General features: G+C 42.6%; 18 protein-coding genes and 1 tRNA gene. 7 read left to right on the top strand and 12 right to left on the bottom strand.

The features are described from left to right. Positions 1–3: 3 nt before the first annotated feature. The 3 genes from zwf to VL121_RS05055 form a co-directional block, all read right to left on the bottom strand. Positions 4–1,539 carry a glucose-6-phosphate dehydrogenase gene (gene zwf, locus VL121_RS05065; RefSeq protein WP_325402824.1) on the bottom strand — a complete coding sequence of 512 codons (1,536 nt, stop codon included), beginning with the start codon at positions 1,537–1,539 and terminating at the stop codon, positions 4–6. A gap of 96 nt (positions 1,540–1,635) precedes the next feature. Further along, positions 1,636–3,048: an NADP-dependent phosphogluconate dehydrogenase gene (gndA, locus tag VL121_RS05060; protein ID WP_325402822.1), complete on the bottom strand. Its 1,413-nt coding sequence runs from the start codon at positions 3,046–3,048 to the stop codon at positions 1,636–1,638. A 212-nt stretch (positions 3,049–3,260) separates the two neighbouring features. After that, positions 3,261–3,494, bottom strand: a complete 234-nt coding sequence (locus VL121_RS05055; RefSeq protein ID WP_325402820.1) for a hypothetical protein — start codon at positions 3,492–3,494, stop codon at positions 3,261–3,263. Between the two features lie 244 nt (positions 3,495–3,738). On the opposite strand from VL121_RS05055, the gene VL121_RS05050 reads away from it, so the two are divergent. Beyond that, positions 3,739–4,833, top strand: a complete 1,095-nt coding sequence (locus VL121_RS05050; RefSeq protein WP_325402818.1) for an ABC transporter permease — start codon at positions 3,739–3,741, stop codon at positions 4,831–4,833. 130 nt (positions 4,834–4,963) lie between these two features. On the opposite strand, the gene VL121_RS05045 is transcribed toward VL121_RS05050, so the two are convergent. Both VL121_RS05045 and tatC read right to left on the bottom strand, forming a co-directional pair. Beyond that, positions 4,964–5,434 (bottom strand): Lrp/AsnC ligand binding domain-containing protein, encoded by a 471-nt coding sequence (locus VL121_RS05045; protein ID WP_325402816.1) that lies wholly within the window; start codon positions 5,432–5,434, stop codon positions 4,964–4,966. 198 nt (positions 5,435–5,632) lie between these two features. Then, positions 5,633–6,514, bottom strand: coding sequence for a twin-arginine translocase subunit TatC (gene tatC / locus VL121_RS05040; RefSeq protein WP_325402814.1), 882 nt, complete (start codon positions 6,512–6,514; stop codon positions 5,633–5,635). 264 nt (positions 6,515–6,778) lie between these two features. On the opposite strand from tatC, the gene VL121_RS05035 reads away from it, so the two are divergent. Beyond that, on the top strand, positions 6,779–7,693 hold the full coding sequence (locus VL121_RS05035; RefSeq protein WP_325402812.1) for an AraC family transcriptional regulator: 915 nt from the start codon (positions 6,779–6,781) through the stop codon (positions 7,691–7,693). A 101-nt stretch (positions 7,694–7,794) separates the two neighbouring features. Beyond that, positions 7,795–8,433: a peroxiredoxin gene (locus tag VL121_RS05030; protein ID WP_325402810.1), complete on the top strand. Its 639-nt coding sequence runs from the start codon at positions 7,795–7,797 to the stop codon at positions 8,431–8,433. 143 nt (positions 8,434–8,576) lie between these two features. Here VL121_RS05030 and VL121_RS05025 read toward each other — a convergent pair whose 3' ends face one another. Continuing rightward, complete coding sequence (locus VL121_RS05025) at positions 8,577–10,199, bottom strand: tetratricopeptide repeat protein (RefSeq protein WP_325402808.1); 1,623 nt, start codon at positions 10,197–10,199, stop codon at positions 8,577–8,579. A 516-nt stretch (positions 10,200–10,715) separates the two neighbouring features. Between VL121_RS05025 and VL121_RS21650 the strand changes: the two genes are divergently transcribed. Genes VL121_RS21650 through VL121_RS05010 form a run of 4 tightly spaced genes read left to right on the top strand, consistent with a single transcriptional unit; the run spans position 10,716 to position 11,750 of the window. Continuing rightward, positions 10,716–10,853, top strand: a complete 138-nt coding sequence (locus VL121_RS21650) for a type II toxin-antitoxin system HigB family toxin (protein WP_414635399.1) — start codon at positions 10,716–10,718, stop codon at positions 10,851–10,853. Between the two features lie 51 nt (positions 10,854–10,904). Then, positions 10,905–11,297 (top strand): helix-turn-helix domain-containing protein, encoded by a 393-nt coding sequence (locus VL121_RS05020; RefSeq protein WP_325402806.1) that lies wholly within the window; start codon positions 10,905–10,907, stop codon positions 11,295–11,297. Positions 11,298–11,313: 16 nt separating this feature from the next. After that, the gene (locus VL121_RS05015) at positions 11,314–11,439 is read left to right on the top strand and encodes a hypothetical protein (protein WP_325402804.1); all 126 of its coding nucleotides are present in this window, start codon (positions 11,314–11,316) and stop codon (positions 11,437–11,439) included. 11 nt (positions 11,440–11,450) lie between these two features. After that, positions 11,451–11,750, top strand: a complete 300-nt coding sequence (locus VL121_RS05010; protein ID WP_325402802.1) for a helix-turn-helix domain-containing protein — start codon at positions 11,451–11,453, stop codon at positions 11,748–11,750. Between the two features lie 102 nt (positions 11,751–11,852). On the opposite strand, the gene VL121_RS05005 is transcribed toward VL121_RS05010, so the two are convergent. The 6 genes from VL121_RS05005 to recQ form a co-directional block, all read right to left on the bottom strand. Continuing rightward, complete coding sequence (locus VL121_RS05005; protein ID WP_325402800.1) at positions 11,853–12,386, bottom strand: hypothetical protein; 534 nt, start codon at positions 12,384–12,386, stop codon at positions 11,853–11,855. Between the two features lie 82 nt (positions 12,387–12,468). After that, on the bottom strand, positions 12,469–12,999 hold the full coding sequence (locus VL121_RS05000; protein ID WP_325402798.1) for a hypothetical protein: 531 nt from the start codon (positions 12,997–12,999) through the stop codon (positions 12,469–12,471). 459 nt (positions 13,000–13,458) lie between these two features. After that, entirely contained in the window at positions 13,459–14,046 is a 588-nt protein-coding gene (locus tag VL121_RS04995) for a GNAT family N-acetyltransferase (protein ID WP_325402796.1), read from the bottom strand. Continuing rightward, a complete protein-coding gene (locus tag VL121_RS04990; RefSeq protein WP_325402794.1) occupies positions 14,046–14,207 on the bottom strand; it encodes a hypothetical protein in 162 nt (53 codons plus the stop codon). The genes VL121_RS04995 and VL121_RS04990 overlap by 1 nt, the downstream gene beginning before the upstream one ends. 853 nt (positions 14,208–15,060) lie before the next feature. Continuing rightward, positions 15,061–15,133, bottom strand: a tRNA-Phe gene (locus VL121_RS04985). Positions 15,134–15,255: 122 nt separating this feature from the next. Then, entirely contained in the window at positions 15,256–17,535 is a 2,280-nt protein-coding gene (gene recQ, locus VL121_RS04980) for a DNA helicase RecQ (RefSeq protein WP_325402792.1), read from the bottom strand. Positions 17,536–17,795 lie beyond the last annotated feature (260 nt).

Genomic DNA, 17,795 nt, shown 5'->3' with positions numbered 1-17,795 from the left:
CTGCTACTCCTCATGTGGCGGTGGCAGCGTTATCCAGTTAAACCCGTCCCTGGCAATCAGGGCTTCCGCATCTTCCGGTCCCCAGGAGTCAGGCGCATAGTTAGGGAAATTAACCGGCGTACGGGCTTCCCAGGTTTCCAATATAGGCATAATAATCTTCCACGCTGCTTCCACCTGGTCTACCCGCATAAATAAGGTGGCATTTCCTTCCATTACATCCAACAGCAGTGTTTCATAAGCCTCAGGTTCATGTTCGTCATATGCTTCATCATAGTTGAAGATCATATCCACAGGGCTCAGGGTCATATCCTGCCCCGGACGTTTGGCCTGGAAGCGGATACGGATATCCATTTCGGGTTGTATGCTGATTGTGAGCCTGTTGGCCCGCCAGGTATCGGCTGCTTCACGCGGAAAGGCGAAGCTGGGCGCCGGGCGGAATTGCAGCGTAATAATAGTGCTTTTATTCTGCATGCGCTTGCCTGTACGCACATAAAAAGGAACATCCTGCCAGCGCCAGTTATCAATATAAAACTTAACAGCGGCAAAGGTTTCCACGCCCGACTGCGGAGCTACATTTTTTTCCTGCCGGTAGCCTGCTACCTTCTCACCCTTCATCCATCCTTCTGCATATTGCCCCCTGGCTGCATAATCCTGCACACTGGCATGATCTATTTTACGTATGGCATTCAGTACATCCACTTTTTTATTACGGATCTCATTAGCGTCAAACGAAACAGGCGCTTCCATGGCCACCATGCACATCAGTTGCAGCATGTGATTCTGCACCATATCGCGCAGGGCGCCCGATTTTTCATAATAGGCGCCCCTGCTTTCGGCGCCCACTGTTTCGGCAGCGGTGATCTGTACATTTTCTATATAGTTGCGGTTCCATATAGGCTCAAATAAAGCGTTGGCGAAACGCAGGGCCAAAATATTCTGCACTGTTTCCTTACCGAGGTAATGGTCAATACGGAATATCTGGTCTTCATCAAACATGGTACTCAGCAAATGGTTCAGTTCTCTTGCGCTTTGCAGATCGTGACCAAAAGGCTTTTCAATAACAATGCGGGTGCACTTGGTATCCGCGCAAATATTCAGGGGTCCCAGTTTAGCAGCAATATCCGGCACCAGTTGGGGCGCTACGGCCAGGTAAAAAATAACGTTGGGATGTTCGCCGAAAGCCGCTTCCTTTTCTTTAACGATGTCGGATATTTTAGTGTATGCCGCTTCGTCTTCGGCATCCATTTGCAGGTAGCTGATATGCTGCGCGAAATTTTGCCAGTGGCCATTTTCCTCTCCTTTGCGGCGGGAAAATTTTTTGATGCCTTCAAGCAAATGCGCCCTGTATTTATCGCCGTCATATTCACTTCGCCCGATGCCTACGATAGCGAATTTTTCGGGCATCCATTCATCTAAGAACAAATTATATAATGCCGGCGTAAGTTTACGGAGGTTAAGATCGCCGCTTCCTCCAAAAATAAAGATCAGCGAAGAAGGCGGACGCTTATGGTTTTGCGTGCCTGAAATAGTTGCTTGCATGTAATTGTAATATGAATAACAGCTTAACAATGAGTAAAAGCACCCAGGTCCGGAAACCGGGGTTTTTCCTTCTTTCCCTTTTTAAACACAGGTATGCTATTGCCAGTTGGAATGGAATATCCCTTCTTCATCAACACGCTGATAAGTATGGGCGCCAAAAAAATCGCGCTGGGCCTGTATCAGGTTGGTTGGCATTACGGCACTGCGGTAGGCATCAAAATAACCCAAAGATACCGCCAGCGCGGAAACGGGAATGCCTGCCTGAACAGCCGTGCCTGTGAACTTACGGGTATTAGCCTCCCTGCTTTTCAGTAAGGCCGCAATATGGCTGTCTAATAAAATATTGGACAGGTCGGGATTACTGGAATAAGCCTGGTAAAATACTTCCAGCAAAGTAGAGCGGATAATACAACCCCCTCTCCATATTTTTACTACCTGCGGCAGCGGGATATCCATATCGTATTCTTTAGACGCCACGAATAATAATGCCAGTCCCTGGGCATAGCTGATCATGGTTCCAAAAAACAGGGCTTCCCTTGCCTGCTGAATAATATCTTCTTTGGAAACCCCGGTTATTTTAATGCCGGAAGGATATACCGCAGCAGCGTTTACCCTTTCCTGTTTGAGCGCCGAAAGATTGCGCATACTTACGGCAATGTCAATGGTAGGAATGGCAATACCCAGGTCCATCGCGTCCTGTGAAGTCCATTTGCCCGTTCCTTTGGAACCCGCTTTATCTAAAATAACATCCACCAGGCGTTTGCCGGTTTTGTCATCATCCTTTAAAAATATATCGCGGGTTATTTCTACCAGGAAAGACTGCAGTTCGCCCTCGTTCCATTGTTTAAATACCTCATGCAGCTCATCATTGCTCAGACCATAGCCGCGGTGCAGCACATCATAAACTTCGCTTATAAGCTGCATAATACCGTATTCGATGCCGTTGTGTACCATTTTTACGTAATGTCCTGCAGCGCCCTTGCCCAGGTGCGCTACGCAGGGCTCGCCGTTTACCTTTGCCGAAACGGCTTCCAGCATAGGTTTTACATGCTGGTAAGCTTCGGGGTCGCCGCCGGGCATAATGCTGGGGCCTCTTCTGGCGCCTTCTTCGCCGCCCGAAACGCCCATACCCATAAAGTGAAAGCCTTTTTCCTGCATATACTGTACGCGGCGTAAGGTATCGGTATAGTGCGAGTTACCGCCGTCAATTATAATATCGCCTTTATCAAGAAAGGGGATCAGTTCGTTGAGTACATCGTCTACCGGTTTGCCGGCCTGTACCAGCATCATGATCCTGCGGGGTAATTTAAGCGCGTTTGCCATTACCTTAAGATCGGAAGTGCCTTTTACCGTAGTTCCCGGAACAATTTCGCTCTCTAATTCCGTAACTTTTTGCGGGCTCCTGTTGTATCCCATTACAGCAAAGCCGTGATCGGCCATATTTAATAACAGGTTGCGTCCCATAACGCCCAACCCAATCAATCCAAAATCGAATAATTGATTTGCCATTGTAGTTTGAATAAAATGAAAAGGATGGCAAATTTAGGTTATTTCATCTGTTTATCTTCCCTGATTTTTAGACAACTATTAAAATGATCAGGGAGTACGGGCAAATATTGAAAGAATCTATTCAACGATTGCTAAGGTGTAAATATGTGGTATTTGGAAAACGCATTGCCGGACGAAGATATCCGGGCATCGTTATAACAGGCAGGAAGGCGCTACTTTACTTCTTCAAAGTCTATGTATTCCCCCACAGGAGATTTGCCGGCCGATGATTGCTGCGGAGGAGACGAACCGGCAGAAGACTGCTGCTGCATATTGTCCTGCATACGCTGCTGCATTTCATTGAACTGCTTTTTTATTTGTTTACCCGTTTTGAAAACAGGAAATAAAAAGCCTGTAATAAAGCGGTAAATCACATAGCCCAGCAATATGTATAAAATATATCTCATTCCAGGGAACGAAGTTAATATTTTTCTCATTTCTTATACATAGCAAGATGTTAAAGAAAATGTATTCGGATGGTTTCACGCCTGCCTGACCAGACGTCCGCCCGAACGATGTTCAGTCGGGCCGGGGAAGGCAAGGCGTGCGAAGGAGCAAAGTACACAAAGGATTTTTTCACTTCTTACCGCTCACCTTTCTCTTCTCCTTCAAATTTCCATCTTCTCATTTCAGAAATTAGTATTTTACGCCGTGCAAAATGTATCATCTTCTTTTTTTCAGTCTGCATGGCGAAGGTTGCGCAAGAACAAGGGTGCTGTCTTTGGACTTTACCTTATTGCTTTGGCTGTACTAACAGGCGTTTTTGCTTATTTGTTTGCTCCTGATCATTCCCCCAACGCCAACAGGATGACTGTGGAGATTGGCGGTCAGAAACCAGGGTTCAGTATGCTGTTTTTTATGCTGCCTAAAAGCAAAAGTGTTCAAAAATCAGTTTTTTTTGAAAGATTACTAAACGGGCAGGAGGATGCGTATGCTTATATACCTGTTTATTCGTGGCAGCAGGCAGGCGACAGTATTATAGTGCAGCGGTATATTGATGAAGGCGTAGCAGAAAGACAGGCGTATAATATTAAGAACAGGGATGCCGGTCTATCTTCCATCATTGTTAAAAAAACGTTTTGGCTGGGTACAGATAAGTTTGGGAGAGATATCCTGAGCCGCCTGATCGTAGGCGTGCGGGTAAGCCTTGCCGTGGGACTGATTGCGGTTGTTATTTCTTTGTCTATAGGCATAGTGCTGGGACTTGTTGCAGGCTATTTCGGCGGCAGCGCAGATAAGTGTATTATGTGGTTTATTAACGTGGTGTGGAGCATTCCCACGCTACTGCTGGTGTTTGCCATTACCCTGGCATTAGGAAAGGGGTTCTGGCAGGTATTTATTGCCGTTGGTTTAACCCTGTGGGTAAATACCGCAAGGATTATTCGTACGCAGGTGATGAGCATACGTGAACTGCAATATGTTGAAGCCGCCAGGGCGCTGGGCTTTACCGGTTTCAGGATCATCTTCAGGCATATTCTTCCTAATGTACTTGGCCCGGTTATGGTTATGGCGGCTTCTAACTTTGCATCGGCCATTGTTATAGAAGCCGGCCTGAGCTTTTTGGGCGTAGGCGTTCAGCCGCCGCAGCCCAGTTGGGGACTGATGATCAAAGAAAATTACAATTTTATTATCACCCATAATCCTTTATTGGCTATATCGCCCGGCATTTGTATTATGCTGCTGGTACTGGCCTTTAATTTACTGGGCAATGGATTGAGAGATGCATTGGATGTGAGGAGTGAGTAAATTTAAGATTTGATATTGATTCAGGGTACAGGTTACAGGGTATGTCTGTTTCAATGTTGAGCTTATTGTTTGTCATTGGGGGATAAATTTTTCCCCGGATTTAGAAATTTCAACTTTCGGATTTGGCATCTTACAGCGGACCTACCTGCACATTGCGGTTAAAGCTTTCCTCCAGCGATATTAATGTTTCGGTTCTTTCAATACCCTTTATTTTTTGCAGTTCATCGTGCAGTACATGTCTTAACTGGGTAATATCGCGGCATACAATTTCAATAAACATGCTATAGTTGCCTGTAGTATAATTAAGCCGCACAATTTCGGGTATTTTTTTAAGGTCTTTGGCTACTGTATCGTATAAAGAACTTTTTTCGAGGTAAATGCCCACAAACGCTGTAATATCATAACCCAGTTCCTTCAATTCCACATTGAGCCGCGTACCCTTTACCACACCGCTTTCCTGCAGTTTTTTAATCCGCACATGTATGGTGCCGCCCGATACAGAAAGTTTTTTTCCTAAATCAGCATAGGATATCCCCGCATTTTCCATCATCGCTGAAATGATCTGCAGGTCTAATTTGTCTAAATTTATTTTTGAAGCCATTCCACGCTGATTTATCTACATGATACTACAATTTACCGATATACAGACAGGAAAAAGATAATTATAAGTAAAAAATATTTCGGGCAAAATTCGTAATACAGCCAGGGAAGCGAAAAACAGAACATGAAGCATCAGGTTCCTGACGCATTGGGAAAAACTCAAATCGCCATATCTTTACCACTTACTATTTACTACTCACTAGCTCCACTCTTCCCATTTCTTATCGTTCTTTTTATTAACCCTTGCGGCAATAATAACGCTGATCTCGTATAAAAGAAAAAGTGGAACGCAAACAATCATTTGGCTGCCCCAGTCCGGTGAAGGCGTAATGATGGCGGCAAGTACCAGTAAGGCTATATATGCATATTTGCGGTAGGTTCGTAAAAATCCTGCTGTAAGCAAACCTATTCTTGCCAGCACCCATGAAGCCATCGGCAGTTCAAAAGCAACACCCGATCCTAAAGTAATATCAATGATAGAATCAAGATAATCACTCAGCATGGGTTTATAATCTAATATTTGCTGGGAGCCCAGGGAATAATTATACAGGAAATTAAAAGTAAAGGGCGCCAGCATAAAATAGCCGAATGCCGCTCCCATGAAAAAGAAAAAAGAAACCCAGAAAATAATACCCCTGGTATGTTTCAGTTCCTGCTCTTTTAATGCAGGTTTTACAAAACGCCACACTTCCCAGCACAAATAGGGGAAAGCGGCTAAAACGCCACCGATGGCGGCAATAGAAATACTTGACATGAAAGTACCGCTAACTGTAGTTACCTGTATTTTCATTGCAATGGGTGGCATACACAACGAATCTCCCAATCCTATTTTATGACTGAGCGCACAAAAGAGTTTGTAGGAAATAAAACCCTCCTGGGTAGGTCCCATGATCACATTGTCAAATATCCAGTCAATATTAAGGAAGATAGCAATGGCAAAAACCAGTACTGCCAATACGGAGCGAACGATATGCCAGCGAAGGGCTTCCAAATGGTCTATAAAACTCATTTCCCCATCTTCAACACCCTGCAGCCCCCTGATTCGCTTAAAAAATGATTTTCTTTGTGATTCTATTGCCAATTCATTAAAAATTGAGGTAGCAAACCTAATGAAAAAACTGATCTTACCCATATATTGTATTCGGCCGGCATAACTATATCATAGAATAAGATTAATATCAGCCCCCTTTAACAATTGCATTACAAAAAGCAGCCTGTAGTTTTCCGTTTTTTAACGGGCTTTTGCGGTGTTTTTCAATTATCGGTAAACAATACCATAGGAACCCCCTATTGCTCCGTGAATTGCCGGGTATCCGTGGTAAATTTGCGCTTGTAAAATAAAGTCATGGCCAAGCCCGTATATCCCACTTTTGATATTCATAACCTGGTTGCCAACAAATCGCATAACGATTTGCTGAATGCGGACCGGTTCAGGAGATACCTGAGCAGCAACCCGCACCTGGAAGTGGCGCATAACCATGCTTTCTATCACCTGGTGTACTTTACGGAGGGGTCCGGCGAACACGTTATAGATTTTGTAACATTTCCTGTTCAAAAGGGCATGATTTATTTTATGCGCCCAGGGCAGGTACACAAGTGGTATTTTAACGAAGGAGTAGACGGGTATACCGTAAATTTCTCATCTACTTTTTTTGATCAGCTCTTCATCAATTCTAACTTCCTTGACCGGTTCCCCTTCTTTGACCAGGTTGCCGCACACCAGGTATTGTTACTGAAAGAAGATACACAGCAGCAGGTGGAACAAATTTTCGAACGGATCCTGCACGAGCAATCTGAAAAGCAACCCTCCGCGCAACTAATGATCGCCACTTTATTGCTGCAATTGTTTTTAACCGTTGAAAGGGATGATCCAAAAGCAATAAAGGAAGAAACAGCGGGCTACAATTCCGTGATTCTGCGCAACTTTCAACGGCTTATTGAGGATAATTTCAAAACCATAAAACTGCCAAAAGGATATGCCGGGTTACTATACATTACGCCCAATCATTTAAATGCATTGTGCAAAGATTACCTGGGTATTTCTGCCGGGGAAGTGATCCGGAACAGGGTAATACTGGAGGCTAAACGGCTGCTGATTAATTTTGACTTATCTGTGGGGGATATTGCACAGGAGCTCAATTTCCCGGACAACTCCTATTTTGTGAAGTTTTTTAAGAAATATACCCACACCACACCGGAAGCTTTTCGAAACAAAAATTATAAACAATTGGTAAGCGGTAACAGATACCCTACCATTTAAGTAGAATAAATAAAAAGTACCATAATCGAAGTATAAAACACCATCAGCAAAAATGGGGAAGCTGTAGCTTTACATTCATTCGAACACTAAAAATTATTATCATGAGTTTACGATTAGGCGACACTGCTCCGAACTTTAAAGCAGTTACATCGAAAGGGAAAATTGATTTTTATGAATTCCTGGGAGATAGCTGGGGTGTATTATTTTCACATCCTGCTGATTTTACCCCCGTTTGTACTACCGAACTGGGACGCACCGCGCAATTACAGGGTGAATTTGATAAACGTAATGTAAAAGTACTGGCGGTAAGTGTTGACCCGGTTGATAAACATATAGGATGGATCGGCGATATTAATGAAACACAAAATACTACCGTAGTATTTCCTTTGATTGCGGACGATGACAGGGTTGTTTCGGGATTATACGATATGATTCATCCCAATGCTTCAGCAACAGCAACGGTGCGTTCGGTATTTGTAATTGGACCCGACAAAAAAATAAAGCTTACCTTAACCTATCCTGCATCCACAGGAAGAAATTTTCTTGAAATTCTGCGTGTAATTGATTCCCTGCAATTAACGGCAAAGCATAGCGTAGCAACGCCTGCAGACTGGAACCAGGGGGAAGACGTTATTATATCAACGGCTATCAAAACAGAAGACGCGTTGAAAAAGTTCCCTAAAGGCGTTAAGGAAATTAAACCGTATTTAAGGTACACACCTCAGCCGGAGGCTAATTAACCCCGGTTACTGCCCGGAAACGCGGGCAAATCAAAACACATAAAGATCAAATGCGGGGCATAGTTAATTATGCTCCGTTTTTTTATTCAACACACTCTTGGAGTTGTTCCATATTGTTTTTTTGAATCAGGATATAAGCGCAATTACCTTCCGTTTAATTGCTTATTATAGTCCGCTGCTTTTGTTTTATCTCCCGATTTTTCGGCGGCCAATGCAGCGCCTTTCAAACCGTTTTTCCGGTTTGGGCATCGCTTCAAATTCGTTTCATAGGCGCGCAATGCTTCCCTGTTTTTTCCGAGCGCCAGCAGCAGGTCTCCTTCCAGTTCTCTTGCAGGAATAACTTCCCCGGGCGTTACCGGGTGCTTTTCAGTACTGTCTTCTATATTGGCTGATTCCTTCATTAATGCCGCTGCTGCTTCCTTTTTTCCTTCAGCATAACTGATCCATGCTTCCGCCGCTTTTACCTGCACAAGCACCTGGCCGGCTTTGTAATCATCTTTCGCGCTCAGTAAAACAGTCTGTAATGAGCGCAGCGTATGCAAATCATTTTTAGCTGCTTTGAGCTTGCCGGTATGTACGGCGCCCAGCACACGGGCAAAATGTACAATGGCTTTTTCCCAGGCATGCTTGTCTGCACTGAACGCTGTATTACTGGTATCCAAATCAGCAGCTTCTTTCCAGTGCCGCAATTCAAGGGCATAACGTGCCGGGATAGCCGCGGATGCATAGCTGGCTGAAAAATTTTGGGTTAATGAACCGGATATAGACCTGAGATAGTCCACCTGGGCTTTTGCTTCATCCTCCTGCCCGTTTTGCAGGTAGGCATATACTAAATAATCCATGGCATGGAGTTCCGCACCGGGATGGTCTTTCATTTTTAAGCCTTCCGCGTAACACCTGGCGGCATCTGCCGAGGCGAGGTTGGATTGAATAGACTCCTTCCATAATCCCAGCCGCGTAAAAATATGCGAGGGCATGTGCAGGGCGTGGGCCGATGATGGGGCTATGGAGGCGTACTTGCGTGCTGCCGGTAAGGCCTTTTCCGCCAGTTCCGGGTAATCGTAGGTATGTATAATATAGTGAACAATACCCGGATGATCGGGCTGACCGGGATACAGGGCATTCAATATTTCACCCGCTTTTTTCTGATGCGCATAGGTTTTATCGGTGGGGTTAGCAGTAGCGTCCAGCGCCAGCGCATAAAATATAGCCGCTTCCTTATCACCGGGGTTATCCGCATATATCTTCTCCATTGCCCGCTCATATTGTTGGGCACGTGAGCGATGGTCCAATTGCTGCCAGTTATGAAAGAAATCATATATAGCGTCTATATATTCATTCTCCCTTTTATTTTCGCCTTTTAGTGAGGCTGCAATTTCAGTGGCACTGGCGCCTTTTTCCATTTCTGCTTTATTGGGCGGGCTCCACAGCGGGTGAAAATTACTCATGGCCACGCCCCAGTATGCCATGGCGCAACGTGGATCCATATCAATTACTTTGGCAAACGCTTTCTCAGCTTCTTCATATTCAAATGAATGCAGCAGGGCCAGTGCGAGATTGAAGCTGTCTTTAACTTTTTGGGTAGCTGATAACGCAAAAGCAACGTTGCCAAACTGCCCTTTTGCAGGGCCGCATAGCACAATATCACCTTTACGCAGGTCAGCGATGGATGCGATGTTGGTAGTTTGAGTAGCGGCATTTTTGTTTTTACAGGCAAATAGTGAAATGCCGGCCAATAGCAGAACGGGCATATAAGATGCTTTCATTTTTGCTGGTTTGAAAGATGAAAAATAGCCTGTAAGCATGTCTGAGGTGGTAAGAAGTCCCGGATGAGGCATATTGTAACCGTGCGTAAGATCCGTTATCCGAAGCAGGTTAAAGTTAATACAATTTTGTGGGGAGTAGCGGAGAATATGGGTGACAGCGGGTGCTTTACTTATTCGTTTGTTTTTTTAAAAATCGTCCGTTATTCCGAAGCGTAAAAAACTCAAACGATTCCACATTGCATTTGATGCTGTTTTCAGGCGTGGAGCGGGATATTCTACTGCTGCACTAAAATTACCAAAATTAAAATATAATTTCACGATATGAAATTTTTATCCTATTTTTGAAGAACAATTAAGGCCGTGGTAATAATCAGTTATAGAACAATCAGGGAATATACAGATCAGCGTAAGGATGTGGAGGACCAGCTTAATAACTGGTACACTGTAACAGAAAAATCCGATTGGTCCAATTTCAATGAATGAGACAGATATTCAGCTCTGTTGACGCGGTTGGTAATGATCTGTAATATCTTTAACATAAAGAGCAATGACTATCGTTTAATTGTGCGGATTATATTTCGGGTGAGGACTATTTATATAAAATTCATAGGCACTCATAAGGAATATGATAAGGTTAACCTGGATGACCTATAGACTATTCAGGCCAAGTGGTCTCGCCCCAGGTGGGGATCTTAAAAACCGTATATGGCAAATCGTAAAGGTAAATCCGATGACTACCGGATCGAAAATGAAAAAGATTATAATGCAACAATGAAAAAGATTGATGCATTGATGAAAAGGGGGGAAGCCAATTTAACTGACAAAGAGGCCGAAGAGCTTAGAATACTGGCTTTAGCAGCCCAGGCATATGAAAAAAGCATTTATACCATTCCGGCGCCGAAAACACTGGAAGGGCTTATTGAGCTTAAAATGTATGAACGCAAACTAAAGCAGAAGGAATTGGCCAGGCTACTGGGGGTTGGGGAACCTAAGTTGTCGCAGATAATGAGTAAAAAAAGAAAGCCCGATGTTGCTTTTCTAAAGGCGGCTCACAAGCTATTGGGAATTGATGGTAATGTTTTGCTTGATTTTGTTTAATGGGCTTTCGCATTTAATGTACAGAATATACTTGAACAGGTTCCGGAAAGGAGAGTTAAAAGCCGGGGCAATCGTTGAGCTACTGATGGCCAACGGCTATGAAATAAAAGCTAACAAGGTTGTGAAAAAGGGGAAGAAATAATACCCTAAAATATGCTCACACCTGAACAGGAAAGAATATTAAAAGAGCTTAACAAAAATTTGAGCCTAACAAAAAAGGTACTCACACTGCAAGAGGCGACAGATTTTCTAACCATTTCAAAAAGCTACTTGTATAAGTTGGTGCATTGGGGTTTGGTGCGATATTCAAAGCCGAACGGTAAGCTACTTTATTTCGACAGGGAGCATCTTGAAGAGTGGGCGCTGTCCAATAGATCAAAAGATAGCGAAAGCGATGTCATTGCACACGTTATTACCCGCCCCATAACAAGAATGACTGAGCAGAGGGTATAGGCATCTAAACTACATCGCTGCGTAGCTTTATTTCTATTCCAGCCATTATTTCATTACATCGCTTTAATTCGCCCCTTGCCAGGTCAATTGCATTTCTTTTAGCTACAATGTATATTTAATGATGTCGGCAATCTGTTTTTCAAACACGCCTGTAGATTTAACCTGAAAAAACCTCCATTTATCTCTATCGTTATTTGATTCCCCTTTTAAGTTGGTGACACTTACCGTAACCGTGCTATCTGATATATACACGTTTAAATTTCCGGTTAGCTTTACGGGGTATATCTTCCCCTTAACCAGCTTATTAAGCACAACCCATGCATCCGGGTTGGTTGGCTTGCCGTCTTCTTCGTAAGTAAACAAAGCGCCTTTTTCTATTTTACCTTTCCGCTCATTGCGTTGGTTGTCTTTTATAAAGCTGAAATCAGTAGCAACAATCAGCCCGCTTTGCTTGTCTGCTGTTGTTATTGAAATACCATTGGTAATAAAGAAATCCACTACAGCCTGCCACGTATTGGCTTTTTGTTTGTCTGTAGTTATTTTTACCGGCGATTCCTGATAACGCCCTTCAAGTGTTGTCTTTTGCCCCCACGCCAGCGCCGGCGCCAACATCGCTATCAATATTATCTTTCTCATTTCTCCGGGTTTATTACAATAAAAGATATTCTTGTCTCGATTAAAAAATTTTACATTAGATAATTGTTTACCCTTAATCCGACTACTTTATTATATCATAAATTAACTTCTCAAAATTGCCAGTTGTAGTAGGGTTATACGATTGCGTAACCGCTACCTCAACCGGTATATCGGTCCTTGTATAACTGTAATCGTAAACAATTAAATCATGAAGGTTTACATTAATAGTACATTTTTCTCCTTCCGGCTTAACTCTCACATTCCATTTGCCTGATACCCTTTCCGGATATCTATATTTATTTGGGGCAGGATCGTATATGTTATTCAATACTACCCATGCATCAGGCTTTTTCATCTTGTTTGTCTTTCGGTTTTCAGAAGACCAAATCATATCTGTTTGTACCGAAATTATTAATCCGCTGCTTTTGTCTATCAGCGAAATTGCGATACCTTTTTGTGCAAAGAAATCTATTACATTATCCCAAACTTCTTGAAATGATTTATCAGACTTATATATAAATGGTGGCTTACTGTAGGCGTCTTTAGGTGGATAAATTTTGTAATTACACGAAAAAAGTGAAATCATTATTAATAGTGTACTTATCTTTCTCATGGCCGTTTTTTTTATTATTCATGTTCGTTTTGGGTTGCTAATTGTACGTAGTTTAAAATATCGGTCATTTTTAACCAATACAATGCGTTTAAATACGCCATTTTGTGCTCCTAATCTTTGAGTAGAAAATATCGTTAATGCCAATAGAAATTTAGGGTTTTGCTTGTAGGCGTTAATTATCTAAAGTATATATTTTTTTTATAATAGCAGGAATTATTTGGGCAGTAGTAGCTATATTTAAAAAGCCCAATGCAAACACACCGAGCAAATAAACTAAACTGGAAAACACCGGTACTAATTTAGTGCCTTATTTTTACAATTGCGATGCCTCTATATAAATTCACCATCATGCTACGGGACCAGGTAAAGCCCATTACCGGCATCCGGGAAAGCTCGCACATAGCAGTCTGGTTTACGGTATTCAGTATCCCGAGCATTTCGAAATTTTTTGAAATAGAATTATAAGGTAGACTGCAAAACTTCTGTTTCATCCTTAATGGCGTTCAATATGGGGGTTATGTCATACTGCATCTGCCGTGTTTCTTTACCTTCATCCTTCTTCGTTAGAAACGTAAAATTTTTCTTTATATAAAAAGGGATGGACGCTCCATAAGCATCGACGGTAATATATTTACAAGCACATTGTTCATTTTGTCTAACCGCAAGGTCAATCACAAAATCAATTATGCTGGTTCCTATTCTGCAGTTTTTCATCTCCTTGCAAACAGCCAATCTGCCTATCTTGATTGATGGAAAGGACTTCAGACTCCGTTTGGGATGTGGCACTCTTGAGAGAAATTTTCTTAGTGTACTATTGGCGGGAATGTCGCTTTTTTCAACCTTTATGCAATCGTTGAATATGCTAAAATAAGCTACCAACTTCCTTTCATCTTTTGTCTCCAGAAGATAGGTGGTAGCAAGCAACTCATTATGAAATGGAATAGATTTTTCTACTAAAAAACTGTTCAAATCCTCGTCTTCGCAATCAAATTCCTTTAATACTGAATGTCTATGAACTTTGGCAAGGGTTAATTCAAAAAGGTCCATTAATTACTTTTCAAAATAGATCTGAGTTTTTCCGCGTTTTTACGAATGTCCGATAACTCCTTTTTATCAATTCTTTTATTCCTATTCTCTTCGAGCTTGGCAAAAAAATTAACGGCGTCCCTACCTTTCAAAACAGGTGTTGTTTGGATTGGCTTTGCCATGATTTATGATTTTTTATGTTATTTAAAAATAGGCTTCCGGAGGCTGGATTTGGAACGGTTTATAACCGGTTAATGTTGTGTTTGCCCATTAGTATTCATCAATAATATACACAATTATAACGCAAAAATACATCCAAAGTTCGTAAAGCATTAGGAAATAATTTTAACCACCGGCAAAATTAGGGAAAAGTGACTCGCAAATACTTTCATTACAGTCCCTTATGTATAAATTATTTTTTAGTACCTGGTCATTTAACCTTCGGAGGTCCCGAGCGGATTCGAACCGGTGTCAATCCGGATTGGATACGAACCGGTGAGCCAGAAATCGAAGCGACAATGGACCAGGGTTCGACTCCCCCCTGCAGCTCCAAAAAGTACGTACATGCGGGATAAGGGGTACGATTTCAAATCCGACCCCTTCGCCATGATGGTGAACATTACGGCTTTGCAAGGGGTGTTAAAAACTTCACATCCGTTCGACACTATGTTGAGCCTCGCGTATTATCGCCCGTTTTATGGATAATTGCTTTACTTAATAACCGGAGGTACAAGGATTCAAACCAGGGTTATCCGGATTTCATTCATGGATGATATAGAAACACAGCGGGTCCAGAGTTCGAGTCTCTGCGGGGTCACAATAGCGTCATCCTTGCTAATATCATTTAAAACTTGATCGGCAGCTATTTTATGATGATAGGGTTAAATTTTCGTACGTAACGAATAAGTACCCGCCCGATGTGGAGAATGCGATAATTTAAAAAACCGTATGCGAAACCGTCTGCAAAATTAAAACCTATTATAAATAAAAAACCTCAAACGCTTTACTGTATTGCATTTGAGGTTTTTGTTTCTGTGGTGTGGGCCGGGATCGAACCGGCGACACAAGGATTTTCAGTCCTTTGCTCTACCGACTGAGCTACCGCACCATATTGCTCCTTTCTTTCAAAAGGGGCAGCAAAAATAGGGGATTCCGGTTTAACAGCGAAAAATAAAGTCCAAAACTTCCATTTTCAGATTTTCATATTCGTACATTTCCACATTCATCCCCCTACATTCCGTATTGATTCAAAAACTTGATACGCATGATCTTTAACTGCTCCCAGGTAAAGTTCCCCTCGCTCAGTTCCTGCTGGGCTACCTGTAAGGATGAGGTTTCGCAGCTTTTAAAATATTCCAGGATATCTTCCTGGTCGTACTCGTCTACCATTTCCCCAATTGCGTAATCTAAGTTGAGCTTTGTGCCACTGGCGGCAATGGTTTCCATTTCCTCCAGCAAAGCGTCTAAACGCAGGTCTTTGTTCTTGGCAATGGCCTCCAAAGGAATTTTTTTATCGGTTTGCTGTATAATATATACTTTCAGTCCGCTCTTGTTCACCACGCTCTTCATCACAAAATCATCCGGTCGTTCAATATTATTTTCTTCCACGTAGCGGGCAATCAGCTCTACAAACGGTTTGCCGTACCGCAGCGCTTTTCCCTTACTTACCCCCTGGCATTTTTCCAGCTCAGTTGTAGTGGTGGGGTACAGCGTTGCCATATCCTGTAGTGAGGTTTCAAGGAAAATTACAAAAGGTGGCAGCCCTTTTTTCTTTGCTTCCTTTTGCCGCATTTCCATTAGCATCTCAAATAACTTATCGTCTGTGCTGCTGGCCGGCGCCGCTTCTGCCCCATCATCATCGTCATCATCCGCTTCCTCGAATAAATTGTTCAGCACAATCTTAAATGAAGTGGGCTTTTTAAGGAACTTTTCGCCTTTTGCACTCAGTTTCAGTACGCCATATTCTTCAATGTCCTTCTCCAGCAAGCCTTCCAGCAGCATTTGCCGCATCAGTGAGTTCCAGTAATGAACGGGCTGATCGTTGCCTGCAGCAAATTCGCTTATGGCTCCGTGGCGATACATATTGATCTGTGGTGTTAGCCTTCCGATAAGGATATTCACCACATAATCGGTAGCGAAGCGTTCATCTAACTTTTTAACTACTTTCATTACCTTCACCGCATCTTCTTTGGCTTCCACTCTTTCTTTCGGATGCAGGCAGTTATCGCAGCTTCCGCAATTTTTATCACCGTAGTCTTCTCCAAAATAGCTCATTAATACTTTGCGGCGGCAAACCCCCGTTTCAGCAAATGCAACCGTTTCACTGATGAGCTGGGCGCCCACTTCTCTTTCACTTAAAGGCTTGTCGCGCATAAGATGCTCCAGTTTAGCCACATCTTTATGCGAATAGTATAGTATGCATTTGCCTTCCAGTCCATCGCGGCCCGCACGACCGGTTTCCTGGTAATAATTTTCTACCGATTTCGGAATATTGTAATGGATCACAAAGCGGATGTCGGGTTTATCAATACCCATACCAAATGCAATGGTGGCCACAATAACCTGCACATCTTCATTCATAAAAAGATCCTGCCTTCCTGCCCGCAACTTGCTGTCGAAACCTGCATGGTAAGCTACGGCCTTAATGCCGTTCGCTACCAATATGCCGGCAAGCTCTTCCGTTGTTTTACGGTTAAGGGTATAAATGATGCCGCTCTTGCCTTTCATATGTACAATGAACCGCACAATACTTTTTATTGTTTGATCCTTATTGATCTTAGGCTGTATTTCGTAATAAAGGTTTGGCCGGTTAAACGAAGAAATATATATTTTGGGATCTTTAAGACTGAGGTTTTTAACGATATCGCTTTGTACCTTGGGTGTAGCCGTTGCCGTAAGTGCAATAACGGGTATGTTAGGATTGATTTCCGTCATCATGTCCCGCAGCCTTCGGTATTCCGGTCTGAAATCATGTCCCCACTCAGAAATACAATGGGCTTCATCCACGGCAAAAAAAGACACTTCCAGGTCGCGGAAAAAATCCAGGTTTTCCTGTTTAGTCAGTGTTTCAGGCGCCACATACAGCAACTTGGTATCGCCGCTCAGCAGATCGTCATGCACTTCTTTTATTTCTCTTTTATTTAATGTGGAATTTAAAAAATGCGCCACATTATCTTTACTGCTGTAGCCCCGCACAAGGTCAACCTGGTTCTTCATTAACGCAATAAGCGGTGAAACGATAATAGCACAGCCCGGGCTGATAATAGCAGGAAGCTGGTAGCACAGGCTTTTTCCGCCGCCGGTTGGTTTTATCACAAAAGTATCATTGCCCGCAAGCAGGCTTTCAATAATGGCTTCCTGATTGCCTTTAAACGCGTTGAAACCAAAATATTCCTGGAGACTGGCTTTAAGGTCTACACTTTTTGATGTTGCTTTGGATTTACTGTTTCCTTTAGTGTTCCTGGATGGGGATACTGCTTTTGCAGTTGGTTTTTTTGTTACTGTTGGCATGTCTGTCTGTTTTCCTTCTCACCTTACATGATACTTTCTCATGTGTTTTAAAAAAGTGAACGAAGTTACTATATTAACCGCTATCACGAAAGTTAATATGCACTTAATATGAAGGTTTAAAAATGTATTTAATTAAAATACATAAGTTATGAAATGTACAGCATATAAAAAAGAATAGGAGTGTTTTTTGCAAAAAAGTGTTGTCACGATCCCATGTTTTGCTAACCAGTATTTTTAAATTAGGTTTGCGGAAACTACAA

Source organism: Agriterribacter sp. (assembly GCF_035497235.1).
Taxonomy (GTDB): Bacteria; Bacteroidota; Bacteroidia; order Chitinophagales; family Chitinophagaceae; genus Agriterribacter.
This window is presented reverse-complemented; position numbering and strand designations above follow the sequence as displayed.